We start from the raw sequence: 15517 nt of genomic DNA, 5'->3' as shown, positions 1-15517 counted from the left end.
AGGAAACCCACCACCACCGTGCCCGGCCGCGCCCGCGCCACCTCGGCCTCACCCGGCGCACGCACACACGCCACGACGTCGGCCTCCCACGGATCCCCCACACGCGCACCCGCCGCCACAAACGCCTCATCCGACACGAACGCCCCCACGCCCGCACCCGACGCGACAATCACCCCCACACCCCGCCGGGCCAGCCGCTCCACCATCCCCGGCACCAAAGCCACCCGACACTCACCGGCCACCCCCTCAGCAACCACCCCCACCGACACAGCACTCTCCACACCCGAACCAGCACCAGTCACCACACAACCTCCACGGCGAAACCCGCACGCACTCTGCGAATCTGTTCTACATACTGTATACTATATTCATGACATGTCCAGAGGTTCGCCGTGGACGGCTTCGGGCACGCCGGTGAGATCTCGCGGTGATGCCGGTGACTGAGCAGGATGACGAGCAACTACGAAACGATGTCCGGCGGATGGGCGAGCTGCTCGGTGAGTCGCTGGTCCGGCAGGGCGGGGCAGAGTTGCTGGACCTGGTGGAGCGCGTTCGTGGCCTGACGAAGTCCAGCAAGGAAGCGGAGGGCGGTGAGGACCGGGACGAGGCCCGGATCCGGGCCCGCAAGCTACTCGCAGCACAGCCGATGCCTGCCGTATCCGCACTCGTCCGGGCGTTCTCCGTTTACTTCCTGCTGGCCAACGTCGCCGAGCAGGTCGACCGAGTACGCCGGGCGCGGTCGCGTCCGGTCGAGTCGGGGTGGCTGGCGCGCTCGATCCAGGCAGTGGGGGAGGAGCTCGGCTCGGGTGAGCTGGCCGAAGCGTTCGCCGAGCTCGCGGTTCGGCCGGTGTTCACCGCGCATCCGACGGATGCGAGTCGGCGGTCGGTGACATCGAAGCTGCGCGGGGTGGCCGACCTGCTGGTCGAACGCACGGAACCCGGAAGCCACGCGCGCAGCCGCCAGGACCGGCAGCTGGCGGAGCTGATCGATCTGATCTGGCAGACCAACGAGCTGCGAGACCGTCGTCCCGAGCCTGCCGACGAGGCCAGGAACGCGTTGTATTACGTACAAGGCCTGATGACCGATACCCTGCCCGGCCTGCTCGGCGATCTCGACGAGCTGCTGGCCCGATACGGGGTCGAGCTACCCCACGATGCCGCACCGGTCTCGTTCGGTACGTGGATCGGTGGTGACCGCGACGGCAACCCCAACGTCACCGCGGAGGTCACCACGTCGGTGCTGCGGATGCACCATCATGTGGCCGCCGCGGCGATCGGGAGCGCCGTCGACGACCTGATCGCGGAGCTGTCCACATCGACCACCCTGGTCGGTGTCTCCGACGAGCTCAGGGCCTTGATCGAGGCGGATGTGGCCGCGTTGCCCGAGCTCGATCCTCGCGTGCTGGCGACGAACGCGACGGAGCCGTACCGGTCGAAGCTCACCTGCGTCCGGGCCAAGCTCGCGAACACCACGGAGCGGGTCGACTCCGGTTCCGCGCACGTACCGGGACGGGACTACCTCGGCACCGCGGAGCTACTCGCCGACCTGCGGGTGATCGGGGACTCGCTGCGTGAGCACGCGGGCGAGCTGATCGCCGACGGCATGCTGGCGCAGGTACTGCGTACCGTGTCGGCGTTCGGCCTGCACCTTGCCACGATGGACGTCCGGGACCATGCCGAAGCCCTCCACCACGCGGTGGGGCAGCTGGTGGACCTGACCGGCGAGCAGCACACCAGGTACGCGCAGCTGAGCAGGCGGGACAGGCTCCGGTACCTGGCTTCCGAGCTCGCCGCCCGTCGGCCGCCGGCACGCACGCCACCACCGCTCGACACCCCGGGTACAGCCACGTTCCAGGCGTTCACCGCGATCGGCGATGCGCTGGATACCTACGGCGCGGAGAGCGTGGGCAGTTACATCGTCTCGATGACCACCGGCGCCGACGACGTACTTGCCGCTGTGGTCCTGGCGAGGGAGGCAGGCCTGGTCGACACCCGGGGGGCATGCGGCGAGCACGAGGAGGTCCCGGGGTTCTCCCGAGTGGACTTCGTCCCGTTGCTGGAGACGGTAGGCGAGCTGCGGTGTGCCGGCGAGGTGCTCGACGATCTCCTCCGCGATCCCACCTACCGGTTCCTGGTCCGGCAGCGCGGTGACGTACAGGAGGTGATGCTGGGATACTCCGACTCCAACAAGGAGGCCGGCATCACCACGTCCCAGTGGGAGATCCACAAAGCTCAACGAAGACTGCGGGATGTCGCCGTTCGTCACGGGATCCGGCTACGGTTGTTCCACGGTCGTGGCGGCACTGTCGGGCGCGGTGGTGGCCCCACCTACGACTCGATCCTTGCGCAACCGTGGGGCGTACTCGACGGCGAGATCAAGCTCACCGAGCAGGGCGAGGTCATCAGCGACAAGTATGCCCTGCCCGAGCTGGCACGGGAGAACCTCGAGCTCACCGTCGCCGCCGTGCTGCGGGCGAGCACGCTGCACAGGAGGTCGCGTCAACCTGCCGCCGTGCTCGAGCGGTGGGACGCGTGCATGGACCGCGTCAGCGCCGAGGCGTACCGCGCGTACCGGGCCCTCGTCGAGGACCCGGACCTGCCCGGGTACTTCCTCGCCTCCACGCCCGTCGAACAGCTCGGGTCACTCAACATCGGCTCACGTCCGGCGAAACGGCCCGGAACGGAGGCCGGGATCGCGGAGCTGCGTGCGATTCCCTGGGTGTTCGGCTGGACCCAGTCCCGGCAGATCGTGCCCGGCTGGTTCGGCGTCGGTAGTGGCCTCCGCGCGGTGCGGCAGGCAGGATGGCAGCCGGTACTCGACGAGATGTACGAGCAGTGGCACTTCTTCCGTACATTCATCTCCAATGTGGAGATGACGCTTGCCAAGACCGATCTGTACATCGCCGAGCACTACGTCTCCACCCTGGTGCCCCCGCACCTGCAAGGCCCCTTCGAGCGGATCCGGTCCGAATGTGAGCTGGCAACGTCCGAGGTGTTGCGGGTGACCGGCCAGACCGGTCTGCTCGACAACGCACCGACGTTGCGACGGACGTTGGCCGTGCGGGACGCCTACCTCGACCCCATCTCCTACCTGCAGGTGGATATGCTCGCCCGCGTACGCGAGAGTGACCACACGGCGCCCGAGGTGGACCGTGCCCTTTTACTGACCATCAACGGGATCGCTGCAGGCATGCGCAACACCGGATGACGCTGCTACACCGCCGTCGCGCATGCCGGTGCGGGTGAGCCGGCGCCCCTGGCGGCCGTCACGCTGACCGCCAGGGGAGGTGGGGATCCTCGCGCCGGCGCGAGGCCGTAGTACACCGGCGCGAGGAAGCTAGGGGCATGCGCCCGACGCCCGGCCGTTCCAGGGTGCCGGAACGGTCCGGCTGAACGACGGGAAGTTGCCGTAGACGCGCCCGGGACGCGTCGCGCTCGTCACGGCGCGCACGAGCAGATCGCCGCCGACATACGGGCCACGCCACGAGTCGCCACACCCGCCGAACGGCTCGTCGCCCGCGCCACGACACCGCGGCTGATTGATGCCGACCTTGAAGGCCCGCAACTCGCCTGCGAGGCGCCTGGCAGTGAGCTCGTCGTCGCAGGAGATGGAGGCGACGAGCGCGCCCTCGCTGACGTTCATCGCGGAGAGGAACTCGTCCTCGGTGTCCACGAGCACGATGGAGTCCACCGGGCCCGCCGGGCCGCTGCTGTACAGCGCGGACGAGGATCGCGGGTTCAGCACGGCGACGGGGGAGACGTAGGCGGAGGTCCGCTGGCCGGGGATGAGATGGCCGTCGTCGACCGAGTGGCGCCGGATCGCTGTCGCACCCGCATCGAGCACGTCATCGACGGCGCGGTGTAGCCGCTCCGCGTGTGATCCGCTGACCAACGGGCCGAAGTCCAGGTCGGGTAGCGGATCGTCCGGTGTCGCGACCGCCAGGGGGTTGCCGAACCGTACGCCGTCGAGCGCGGTCTCGTAGGCGTCCAGGAACTCGTCGAGTAGTTCACGCTGCACCACGTACCGGGTGTAGGCGGTCGAATGCTGCTTGGCGTGTACGAAGGAGTCGCGGATCTGCCCGTACAGCCGTGACCAGTCGCTGTAGCCCCACACGCCCCAGCAGTTGATCCCGGACTGCTCGAGGACATGTGGCCGCTCCGATGGCACCTGGCAGGCAGCGGTCGCGTCCGCCGAACGGGCACCACCCAGATAGGAGACGCAGCCCAGGTACTCCGCGTGCACCATGGCCGGTACGAGCTCGAGACCGCCTCCGCTGACCAGCGTCAGTGGTACACCGTGCCGTGATGCCAGCGCGACAGCCAGGCTGAGGCCGATCGCCCCGCCCTCCGCCGGTGTCTTGGCTATCGCCGCGTTGCCTGCCAGAGCTTGAACCAGCATCGCGTGCATCAGGACACTCAGCGGGTGGTTCCAGCTACCGAAGTTGCTGACCGGCCCGCGGAGCGGCGCGCGGCCCGCCAGCATCCCGTCGAGCCTGTCGGCATACCACCGGACACTGTGGACGCACTCGTCCACGTCCCGCGTTGCCGCTCGCCACGTCTTGCCCAACTCCCACATCAGCAGCAGGGACAGTAGCTCGCGGTGCTCGGCGATCTCGTCGACAGCGGCGAGGACACGCGTGGTGCGTTCGGGAAGGGAAGCGACCGACCAGGTGCGGTGCTCATTGAGGCTGGCACGCATGGCGTGCGCCGCCTTCTTGGCGTCGAGCCAGAGCGTGCCCGCGACGCTTGTGCCGTCAACGGGGGAGACGGCGGGCACCGGAGTACCCGCCTGTCGCCACAGCCCGCCCCAGAAGTTGAGTACGCGGTCGTCGGCGAATGCCTCCGGGACGGCTGCCCGCGCCCGCCCGTACACGGCCGCCCACTCCGTTCCCGGCTTGACGGAAAGGCTCATGAACGGCCTCCCTATGCCGCCAGCTGGGGTGCCGGTTGAACGTTCTCGTTGAGCAGGTCGGACAGGGCGTGCACCACACGGAGCGTGGGGACATCGACCCCGGCCATATCCGCGATCTCGATCACCGCTGCCAGCAACGCATCCAGCTCCATCGGCCTGCCCTTCTCCAAGTCGGCAAGCGTGGACGTCTTGTGCTCGCCGGTGCGCTCGGCCCCCGCGAGCCGCCGCTCGATGGACACGTTCGGTTCGACCCCGAGGGCCCGGGCCACGGCCAGTGTCTCCTCCATCATGCGGACCACGAGCTGCCGCGAGTCACGATGCCGGCAGATACCGGCCATGGTTGCGCGCGACAGCGCGCTGATGGGGTTGAACGAGATGTTGCCCATGAGCTTGACCCAGATGTCGTGCCGTAGATCCGGTTCGACCGGGCATTTCAGGCCACCGGCCACCATGTACTCGGAGAACTCCTGGCAACGTGCCGACAGCGAGCCGTCCGGCTCTCCGATGGACAGCCGCGTGCCCTCCAGGTGCTGGATCACGCCCGGCGCGGCGATCTCGGTGGCCGCGTAGACCACACATCCGATCGCGCGCTCGGGAGGCATCACGGCGCTGACCGCGCCGCCTGGGTCAACGCTCTCGATGCGGTTTCCCTCATGCGGGCCGGGCAGCTTGTGGAAGTACCACCAGGGAATGCCGTTCTGCGCGGCGATGAGCGAGGTGTTGTCTTTGATCATCGGAGCGAGAAGCGGGCCGGTACTCGCGTACTGGTTGGCTTTCACGCCGATGAAGATGTGGTCCACGGGGCCGACCTCGGCCGGATCATCGGTCGCCAGGGGTGTTGCCGTGAAGTCGCCGCGCGGGCTCTCCACGCGGACACCGTTCTCCTTGATCGCCTTCAGGTGCGGGCCACGGGCGATGAGATGGACATCGGCTCCCGCGCGGTCGAGGCTCGCGCCGACGTACGCACCGATGGCGCCGGCACCGAAAACTGCAACTCTCACGTGAACTCCGTTCGTGCGTCGACTCGGACTCGGAAACGCGCGATCGCGGACGGTGGGTGCGATGACGCCTGGGAAGCTTGTCTTGCAAGCTATGTGTATGGAGTATACAGTATGAGATCAGCGAGTCAACGGGTTCGACGTTGAGCCGGAGGTGCAGCCGATGCGCGAGTTGCGGATGTGGACTTCGGCTCTGGAGGCGGATCTGGGTATCGACTCGGATCAGCTCGACTACGAGCTGATCGATGCCGTGGCGCGTGAAGTCGGACGTGCTGTGGCCGATCCGGCCGCGTCCCTCAGTGCATACCTCCTCGGTATGGCTGTCGGGCGCGGCTTTTCGTCGTGCGAGGCCGCGCGGCGAGTGTGTGAGCGGGCCCGGTGCTGGCCACGCGTCGACTGGCGTGACTAGACGGGTTCGCCGAGATTTCCCGGTAGAGACCTCTGGACAAAGAGCGGATCGGGGCACATGATTACCTACATATCGTATGCAGTATGCGGTACTGGCACGTTTGAAGGAGATGACGACGCATATGGCGCAAACGGCCGAGACAGTGGCGGACAAGGCCGGCCAGCCGAGTGCACCGGTGGCAAGCAAGGACGAACCCGAGTTGATCTCCGGCGGGCACTTGGTCGCCAAGGCACTCAAGGCTGAGGGCGTCGAGGTGATCTTCACGCTGTGCGGGGGGCACATCATCGATATCTACGACGGCTGCGTCGATGAGGGAATCGATGTCATCGATGTGCGCCACGAGCAGGTCGCCGCCCATGCCGCGGACGCCTACGCCCGCGTGACCGGCAAGCCCGGGTGTGCCGTGGTGACGGCGGGGCCGGGGACCACGGATGCGATCACCGGGGTGGCCAACGCGTGGCGGGCGGAGAGCCCGATGCTGCTCATCGGCGGTCAGGGTGCGCTGACCCAGCACAAGATGGGCTCGTTGCAGGACCTGCCGCATGTCGACATCATGACGCCGATCACGAAGTTCGCGGCCACGGTCTCCAGTACCGAACGTGCCGCTGACCTGGTGTCGATGGCCTTCCGGGAGGCGTACGCCGGGGCCCCGGGACCGTCGTTCCTGGAAATTCCCCGAGACGTGCTGGATGCCAGGGTTCCTGCCGAGAAGGCGCGTATCCCGGCGGCAGGCAAGTACCGTGCCTCCACGCGCAGTATCGGCGACCCGGACTCGGTGGAGCGCCTCGCCGAGCTGGTCGCGGAGGCGGAGAAGCCCTGCGTGCTGCTCGGCAGCCAGGTATGGACCTGCCGTGCCACCGACGCCGCGGTCGAGTTCGTGCGCGAGCTGGACATTCCGGCATTCATGAACGGCGCGGGGCGGGGGACGCTTCCCCCGGACGACCCGCATCACCTTCAGCTGGCGCGCCGTTACGCGTTCGGCAATGCGGACCTGATCATCGTGGTCGGCACGCCGTTCGACTTCCGTATGGGCTACGGCAAGCGGCTTTCCGAAGAGGCGACGGTCGTACAGATCGACCTCGACTACCGGACGGTCGGCAAGAACCGGGATATCGACCTGGGCATCGTCGGTGACGCCGGCCGGGTCCTGTCGGCCGTGACGGAGCAGGCAGGCAAGCGATTCGACAGTACGTCCCCCGCTCGCCAGGCGTGGCTCGAGGAGCTGCGTGCCGTGGAGAACCAGGCCTACGAGAAGCGGCTGCCCCGGCAGCTCTCGGAGGCCAAGCCGATAGACCCCTACCGGCTGGTGCACGAGATCAACGAGTTCCTCACCGAGGACTCGATCTACGTCGGCGACGGCGGCGACATCGTGACGTTCTCGGGTCAGGTGGTACAGCCGAAGGCTCCCGGGCACTGGTTGGACCCCGGCGCGCTGGGGACGCTGGGAGTCGGCGTCCCGTTCATCATGGCGACCAAGTACGCCAACCCGGAGAAGGAAGTCGTCTGCCTCTTCGGGGACGGCGCCTTCAGCCTCACGGGATGGGACTTCGAGACCCTCGTGCGGTTCGACCTGCCGTTCGTCGGCATCGTCGGGAACAACTCCTCGATGAACCAGATCCGTTACGGGCAGATCCAGCACTACGGCGAGGATCGCGGTCGCGTCGGCAATACGCTCGGCGACGTGTCCTTCGGTGACTTCGCCAGGATGCTCGGCGGCTACGGCGAGGACGTGACGGATCCCGCGGAGATCCGCCCCGCGCTGGAGCGTGCGCGCCAGTCGGGTCTGCCTTCGCTGATCAACGTATGGGTCGACCCGGAAGTCTACGCGCCGGGAACCATGAACCAGACCATGTACAAGTGAGAGGCGTTGTCAATCATGAGAAGGGCACTCGAGGGCGTCAGAGTTCTGGATATGACCCATGTCCAGTCAGGACCGTCTTGCACACAGATTCTCGCCTGGTTGGGCGCTGATGTGGTCAAGCTGGAGTCGGTAACCGGCGATATCACGCGCCAACAACTCCGCGATCTTCCCGATGTGGACAGCCTGTACTTCACGATGCTCAACTGCAACAAGCGCAGCATCACCCTCAACATGAAGAGTGACGAGGGCAAGGACCTGTTCACCCGCATGCTGCCACGGTTCGACATCCTTGCCGAGAACTTCGGCCCCGGTGCGGTGGACCGGATGGGCTACAGCTGGGAGCGTTTGCAGGAGATCAACCCCAGGCTCATCTACGCCTCCATCAAGGGCTTCGGCGAAGGCCCGTACACGCACTTCAAGGCCTACGAGGTGGTTGCCCAGGCCATGGGCGGCTCGATGAGCACGACCGGCTTCGAGGAGGGACCGCCGCTGGCGACCGGCGCGCAGGTCGGTGACTCCGGTACGGGAATGCACACCGTCGCGGGCATTCTGGCCGCGCTGTACCAGCGGGAGTACACCGGGCAGGGCCAGCGGGTGACCGTGGCCATGCAACACGCAGTGCTGAACCTCTGCCGCGTCAAGCTCCGGGACCAGCAGCGGCTGGCGCACGGGGCGCTTCGCGAGTACCCCAACGAGGAGTTCGGCGACACGGTTCCCCGGTCCGGGAACGCCTCGGGCGGCGGCCAGCCCGGCTGGGCCGTGCGCTGCGCTCCCGGCGGTCCGAACGACTACATCTACGTGATCATCCAGCCGGTCGGCTGGGAGCCGCTCTGCAAGCTGATGGGCAGGCCGGAGCTGGCCGATGACCCCGAGTGGAACACCCCGGAGGCGCGGCTGCCGAAGCTGGACAAGGCGTTCCAGATGATCGAGGAATGGACGATCAACCACGACAAGTGGGACGTCCTCGCCAAGCTCAACGAGCAGAACATCCCGTGTGGACCGATATTGTCCACAAAGGAGCTGATCGAGGACCGGTCACTCGCATCCAACGAGATGGTCGTGCAGGTCGACCACCCGGAACGGGGCGAGTTCTCGACGGTCGGGTGCCCGATCAAGCTGTCCGACTCGCCGGTGGCGGTCGAGCGTTCCCCCTTGCTCGGGGAGAGCAACGAGGACATTTACCGAGGCGAACTCGGCCTGGACGAAGGCAAGTTTGCCGAACTCAAGGCAAATGGAGTGATCTGAGGAATGGAAGGAATCGACAAGGCTGCCGCCCGTACGGTCCTGGAGAAGGTACGGGCGGAAGGGCGGGACTCGCTCACCGCCCCGGAAGGCAAGAGCGTCGCGGACGCCTACGGTATTCCCTCCCCGCAGGAAGGCCTTGCCACCAGCGCCGAGGAGGCGGCTTCGCTCGCCGAGGTCATCGGAAAGCCCGTGGCATGCAAGATCGTATCGCCGGACATCCTGCACAAGACCGACTCGGGCGGCGTGATCGTCGGGGTGGAGGGCGGTGCGGCCGCGCGCGAGGCCTACGAGACGATCGTGAGCAACGCGCGCAAGTACGACTCCTCTGCGGAGATCAGCGGCGTGCAGGTCCAGGAGATGCTCGGCGGTGGCCAGGAGGTCATCATCGGCGCGACCACGGACCCGACCTTCGGCAAGGTGGTGGCATTCGGGCTCGGGGGTGTGCTGGTCGAGGTCGTCAATGACGCCACGTTCCGGCTCGCGCCGATCGACGAGCCCGAGGCGCGCTCGATGATCGACAGCCTGCAGGCCTCCGAGGTGCTGCACGGCGCACGCGGTTCCGACCCGGTCGATGTGGACGGGCTGGTCGACACGATCCTGCGCGTCTCCCGGCTGGTGACCGACTTCCCGGAGATCAGGGAGTTCGATCTCAACCCGGTATTCGCCACCAAGGACGCCGTCTCCGCCGCCGATATCCGCATCGTGGTGGATCCGAACGAGGTGGCCGAGCCGGAACGCCGGTCCCGGGAGGAGATCTCCCGGGTGATGGACAGGCTGATGAACCCGCGCTCGGTCGCCGTCATCGGCGCTACCGAGCAGGAGGGCAAGATCGGCAACTCGGTCATGCAGAACCTCATCAACGGCGGATACGCAGGCGAGATCTACCCGGTGCACCCGAAGGCCGGTGAGGTGCTCGGCCGCACGGCCTACTCGTCGGTGAGCGAGGTGCCTGGTGAGGTGGACGTGGCGGTGTTCGCCATCCCGGCCAATCTCGTACCGGGGGCGCTGACCGAGTGCGGTGAGAAGGGAGTGCCTGCCGCGGTGCTCATCCCGTCCGGATTCGCCGAGACCGGGAACACCGAGCTGCAGGACGAGATCGTCTCGATCGGCAAGCGGTACGGCATCCGCATGCTCGGACCGAACATCTACGGGTACTACTACACCCCGCAGAACCTGTGTGCGACGTTCTGCACGCCGTACGATGTCAAGGGCGGGGTGGCGTTGACGTCGCAGAGCGGCGGCATCGGGATGGCGATCCTCGGGTACAGCCGGACCACGAAGATGGGCGTATCGGCGATCGTGGGGCTCGGGAACAAGTCGGACGTGGACGAGGACGACCTGCTGACGTTCTTCGAGGACGACCCCAACACCGAGTGCGTCGCGATGCATCTCGAGGACCTCAAGGACGGCAGGGCGTTCGTCGACGCGGCTCGCAGCATCACCAAGAAGAAGCCGGTCGTGGTGCTCAAGGCCGGGCGTACCGACATGGGCGCTCGGGCGGCGAGCTCGCACACCGGGGCGCTCGGCGGTGACGACAAGGTCTACGACGACATCCTGCGGCAATCGGGTGTGGTACGCGCGCCGGGTCTCAACGAGATGCTGGACTACGCCAGGGGCCTGCCCAAGCTGCCGACGCCGAAGGGCGAGAACGTCGTGATCATTACCGGCGCCGGAGGTTCGGGCGTGCTTCTCTCCGATGCCTGCGTGGAGAACGGGCTGTCGCTGATGGAGATCCCGCAGGACCTCGACGAGGCGTTCCGGCAGTACATCCCGCCGTTCGGGGCGGCAGGCAACCCTGTCGACATCACCGGCGGGGAGCCGCCGTCCACATACGAGAAGACGATCCGTCTCGCCTTGGAGGACGACCGGATTCACTCGGTCATTCTCGGCTACTGGCACACGATCGTGACTCCGCCGATGGTCTTCGCCGAGCTCACCGCTCGTGTGGTCGAGGAGGCGCGCGCGAAGGGGATCGACAAGCCCGTCGTGGCGTCGCTGGCAGGGGATACCGAGGTCGAGAAGGCCAGCGAGTACCTGTTCGAACACGGTGTCGTGGCGTACCCGTACACGACCGAGCGTCCGGTCGCGGTTCTCGGCGCCAAGTACCGCTGGGCTCGCGCGGCGGGTGCACTGCGGGGTTGACGCGCCGCGCGTGCTGGGGCTCGGTTCCGGGCTACCGGGACCGAGCCCCACGTCTATCGAAGGTCGCGCGGCGATGTCGACGGGTCGTGTACCCCACTGACGGACCAGCACGAGGGAGGTGATGCCCCGGGACCTGCCATGAGGGGGAGCGATGCTCCCTCGCTAACGTCCTGCCTCACCCCGCCAGGGCCACCGTCGCCACTGGAGTCGGGCCGTTGGTCGAGAGTTCCCCTGCTGTGCCAGTGCGCTCTCAGCAGGTAACGACCAAGAAGTCTCTTACTAGACCGATGGAGAGCTCTAGTATGAATCGTGACAGCGAAGATTCGCATGAGTCCGTAGCCGCGAGCGGCCCGGATCATGCGGGCGGATCCCCGGAGCCGCCAGTGGCAGCGACAACGAACTACGCCGGCGGTGAGCACGGAGAAACCGACGGCAAACCCACGGTGAGACTGGAGGCTCCCGGCACGAGCCTCCGCGATACCTGGAAAGCGATGGGTCCAGGTATCGCGGCGGCCATGACCGGGATCGGTGCCAGTCACATCATGCACGCGCCCACCGCGGGCGCGCAGTACGCGTACGCGCTGCTGTGGATCATCCCGTTCGCGTACCTGATCAAGTACTGCGCCTTCGAGTTCGCGCACCGCTACACGATCGTCAAGGGCGAGTCCGTGATGGCGGCCTATGAACGGACCGGACAGGGCCGTGGCCAGTGGCCGATGTGGTACCTGCTGTTCCAGTCCCTGGCCAACACGTTCGGAATCGCCGGGCGAGCGCTCGGGTGCGCGGCGATGCTCTACGCGGCGTTCCCCATCATGCCGCTGTCGGCATGGGGTACGGCCATCCTGGTGATCTGCATCGTGATCCTCTGGGCCGGCAAGTACACCGCCTTGGAGAAGGTGGTGAAGGCGGCGATCATCATCTTCGCGGTCGCCGTGCTCGTCGCGTTCGCGTTGCGGATGCCGTCCCCGACGGAGTACATCGGCAACCTCCTGCCCGCCCTGGCTCCGGCAGGCGCGATCCTGCTGTTCGGAGCCATGTTCGGCTACTTCCCGACAACCGTCGAGGTCTCGCCGATGCAGTCCAACTGGGCTGTGGACAAGAAGGCAGGCATGACCCGGGTGCGTCACCTGGAGCGCCAGGGTTACAACGTGGAGATCGCGCCGAACTACCTGCGCAACAACTTCAAGTTGTTCAAGCGCGATATGAACATCAGCTACGTCGTGGCGTTGCTGACCGGTATCGCGTTCCTGATCGTGGGTGCGGTGGTGCTGCATCCGATCGGGCTGGTGCCCGAGGGCCAGGAGATGGGCGCGACGATCGCCCAGATGTACACCGACACCTTCGGGCTGTGGATCTTCCCGATCATCATCGCAGGCGGTGTCGCCGCACTGTTCTCGACCGTGTTCACCTACTTCGACGGGCAGGCACGGGTGTTCGAGGAGTGCTGCGTGCGGATCCGCAAAGCTTGGGACACCCCGAAGATACGCAAGCTGATCTACCGCGGGTTCCAGCTGCTCTGGCTCGCGGGCGGTACTGCCATCATCTACGGGCTGCCGGAACCCATCTTCGTCGTACAGGTGGCCTCGGTGCTCGCCCTGCTGTTCGCGCCGATCATCTTCTGGCTCAACATCAAGGCGATCAAGGACAACTTCACGACGCCGGAGGAGCGGGAGTTCCTGCCGAACAAGGCGATGATGACCTGGGCGTGGCTCGGCGTGGCCGCGCTGGCCGCCGTCAGCGTGTACTACCTGGGCGTGACGTTCGCCCAGGGAGGGCTCTGAGTGCGATGATGCCGTTCGTAGCACGGGAAACCCTGAACCGCCGTACCTGCCGGGCGATGGTTCCACAACCGGAGGTCGCGCGCGGGTGATGCTTCGCCCGCGGGCGGCTCAGGGTTTCCACTGCGGCCGGGGTCGGGCACCATGCGATGGGTTGGTGTCCCGAGCCACGAGCCGCAGGGTCGAGCTCGGTTCCCGAACACGCCATTGGGTTCGGGTACCGGATAACTGAACAGGGATCCGGAGGTCAGAACGGTATAACCTGCGGTTCCGGTCACACACGTGACGTCGAGTCAGCAGTGCACGGGTTGCTTGGCGGTTTCACGGCTGCTGCTGTCGACGTGGGTGACCGGCCCGTGCCTGTCCTCTACCGCGGCCACGAGCCACGCCTCGCCCGTCACAGGGTTGGGGCGTGGGTCGTGTGCCGGGTCGGTGAACAGGTCACGGATCCAGGCAACTGCCCTGTCGAGTGCGCTGTTGTTCTGCATCGTCTCTCGCACCTCCTTTCCGAGGCCTCGTTGTATGCGGGTACCCGCCTGGTCGGTTGCGGACACCCGTGATCATCCGCCCCGGCTTCGTGCCGGGCCGGTGGTCGGGGAGTGTTACCTGGGACCTTTGACTAGGACGCTGTGGTTCGCACGGTCCTGCGCCTGCGCGTTCGGGGCTTGGCAGGCTGCTCGGCCTGTTCGCCGTCCTGGCCGTCCTCGGCGTGCTCTTCGAGGTAGATCTGCCGCGTGCGCTCGGTGTGCTCCCGCATGATGCGGGACGCGGTATCCGCGTCGCCCGCCTCGAGGGCATCGACCAGCCTGGCGTGCTCCTGCCAGGAGTGCTGGCCGCGATTGCGTGCGATCGGCGTGTAGTACCAGCGCACCCGCCTGTCCACTTGGGAGACGAAGTCCAGCAGAACGCGGTTGCCGGACAGCTCGGTGATGTAGCGGTGTAGCTCGGCGTTCGCGTTGACCATGGAGTCGATGTCGTCGCGTTCGAGGGCCGCCTGGCCGTCCGCGCACAGCTTGCGCAGATGCGCGATGCCGTCGGCGTCGACGCGGTTCGCGGCCAGCCGGGCGGACTCGGCCTCGAGCGCCGAACGTACGGCGAGCAGGTCATCCACCTCGGTCACGGTCGGCGAGTGCACGAACGCCCCGTAGCCGGGGTGTAGCTCGACCCACCCTTCGGAGTTCAGCAGCTGCAGGGCCTCGCGGATCGGCTGACGCGACACCCCGAGCATCTCGGCCAGCTCGCTTTCCACCAGGTGCTGTCCCGGGGCGAGCTGCCGCGAGATGATCAGCTCCTGCATGGACTGGCGAACCCGCTCGCGCAGCGGGATCGGACGGTCGATCCGATGTGCGGACGCCTGCTGCGAGAACTCGTTCGGCTGCATGTCGTACTCCGAAACTCGGGGCCGCGGGCGAACCGCCGACCGTTCGTGTCGTGTGTTTTCTGCCTACAGCATACAATGCCAAACCCCATGTACGCGGTGACAGCTGTCACTACAGCGAGTGACGTTCGTCTCCGTCGCGGGGTGCTGTCACCCCCGGTGTACCCCCAGGTGCTGAGCGCGAAGCGTATCACCCTGGACAGGCGCTATGTATGGAGAATACTGTATGCAGTGTAGCGAAGCAGTGCAGGTCATCGCGTGGCTGTCGGGTGCCGGGGCAGCGATGCGGATGGCCCGCCCTGCGGTGCTGAGCGAGCAGGCCGAGACATCGGACGCGACGAAGTAGGTGCATGGATGTGACTGACCTCTACGAGTATCAAGCGAAGGAGCTCTTCGCTAAGCATGGAGTGCCGGTGTTGGCCGGTGAGGTGGCTGATAGTGCGGAGTCCGCGCGTGCGGTTGCGCAGCGTCTTGGTGGCCCGGTGGTGGTCAAGGCGCAGGTCAAGGCTGGGGGGCGTGGTAAGGCCGGTGGTGTGAAGCTGGCTGAGACGCCGGAGGAGGCTGCGGCTGCGGCCGAGGCGATTCTGGGTCTGGATATCAAGGGGCATGTGGCTCGGCGGGTGCTGGTGACCGAGGCGTCACAGATCGCGGCGGAGTATTACCTGTCGTTTCTGGTGGATCGGGCGAATCGCACGTTTTTGGCGATGGCTTCGGCCGAGGGGGGTGTGGAGATCGAGCAGCTGGCCGTCGAGCGGCCGGAGGCGTTGGCGAAGGTGGCGGTCGATCCGTTGGTG

The 15517-nt window shown here is 66.7% G+C and carries 11 protein-coding genes and 1 pseudogene; 7 read left to right on the top strand and 5 right to left on the bottom strand.

Annotated features, from left to right (window positions below):
- A pseudogene (locus H0B56_RS22530) lies at positions 1-206 on the bottom strand (NAD(P)(+) transhydrogenase (Re/Si-specific) subunit alpha); the annotation flags it as partial.
- A gap of 230 nt (positions 207-436) precedes the next feature.
- Between H0B56_RS22530 and ppc the strand changes: the two are divergent.
- Entirely contained in the window at positions 437-3208 is a 2772-nt protein-coding gene (ppc, locus tag H0B56_RS22525) for a phosphoenolpyruvate carboxylase (protein WP_219633096.1), read from the top strand.
- A 129-nt stretch (positions 3209-3337) separates the two neighbouring features.
- Here the strand turns inward: ppc and H0B56_RS22520 are convergent, their stop codons facing one another.
- A complete protein-coding gene (locus H0B56_RS22520) occupies positions 3338-4912 on the bottom strand; it encodes an aldehyde dehydrogenase family protein (RefSeq protein WP_180895133.1) in 1575 nt (524 codons plus the stop codon).
- Positions 4913-4923: 11 nt separating this feature from the next.
- Positions 4924-5913 (bottom strand): 2-dehydropantoate 2-reductase, encoded by a 990-nt coding sequence (locus tag H0B56_RS22515; RefSeq protein ID WP_180895132.1) that lies wholly within the window; start codon positions 5911-5913, stop codon positions 4924-4926.
- Between the two features lie 160 nt (positions 5914-6073).
- Between H0B56_RS22515 and H0B56_RS22510 the strand changes: the two genes are divergently transcribed.
- From H0B56_RS22510 to H0B56_RS22490, 5 genes are all read left to right on the top strand, one after another.
- Complete coding sequence (locus H0B56_RS22510) at positions 6074-6319, top strand: DUF6457 domain-containing protein (protein ID WP_180895131.1); 246 nt, start codon at positions 6074-6076, stop codon at positions 6317-6319.
- 121 nt (positions 6320-6440) lie between these two features.
- A complete protein-coding gene (locus tag H0B56_RS22505) occupies positions 6441-8180 on the top strand; it encodes a thiamine pyrophosphate-binding protein (RefSeq protein WP_180895130.1) in 1740 nt (579 codons plus the stop codon).
- Positions 8181-8195: 15 nt separating this feature from the next.
- Positions 8196-9425 (top strand): formyl-CoA transferase, encoded by a 1230-nt coding sequence (gene frc / locus H0B56_RS22500; protein ID WP_180895129.1) that lies wholly within the window; start codon positions 8196-8198, stop codon positions 9423-9425.
- Positions 9426-9428: 3 nt separating this feature from the next.
- Positions 9429-11567 carry an acetate--CoA ligase family protein gene (locus H0B56_RS22495; RefSeq protein WP_180895128.1) on the top strand — a complete coding sequence of 713 codons (2139 nt, stop codon included), beginning with the start codon at positions 9429-9431 and terminating at the stop codon, positions 11565-11567.
- A 383-nt stretch (positions 11568-11950) separates the two neighbouring features.
- Entirely contained in the window at positions 11951-13348 is a 1398-nt protein-coding gene (locus H0B56_RS22490) for an Nramp family divalent metal transporter (protein ID WP_219633095.1), read from the top strand.
- 290 nt (positions 13349-13638) lie between these two features.
- Here H0B56_RS22490 and H0B56_RS22485 read toward each other — a convergent pair whose 3' ends face one another.
- Together H0B56_RS22485 and H0B56_RS22480 are read right to left on the bottom strand one after the other, a co-directional pair.
- Positions 13639-13833: a hypothetical protein gene (locus tag H0B56_RS22485; RefSeq protein ID WP_180895126.1), complete on the bottom strand. Its 195-nt coding sequence runs from the start codon at positions 13831-13833 to the stop codon at positions 13639-13641.
- 131 nt (positions 13834-13964) lie between these two features.
- Positions 13965-14726: a GntR family transcriptional regulator gene (locus tag H0B56_RS22480; RefSeq protein ID WP_180895125.1), complete on the bottom strand. Its 762-nt coding sequence runs from the start codon at positions 14724-14726 to the stop codon at positions 13965-13967.
- 353 nt (positions 14727-15079) lie between these two features.
- Between H0B56_RS22480 and H0B56_RS22475 the strand changes: the two genes are divergently transcribed.
- Positions 15080-15517 (top strand): ATP-grasp domain-containing protein (locus H0B56_RS22475; protein WP_343064012.1); only part of this gene is annotated, 438 nt, incomplete at its 3' end.

This window comes from Haloechinothrix aidingensis (assembly GCF_013450155.1).
Taxonomy (GTDB): Bacteria; Actinomycetota; Actinomycetes; order Mycobacteriales; family Pseudonocardiaceae; genus Haloechinothrix; species Haloechinothrix aidingensis.
The sequence above is the reverse complement of the archived record's forward strand: the minus strand, read 5'-3'. Positions and strand labels throughout refer to the sequence as shown.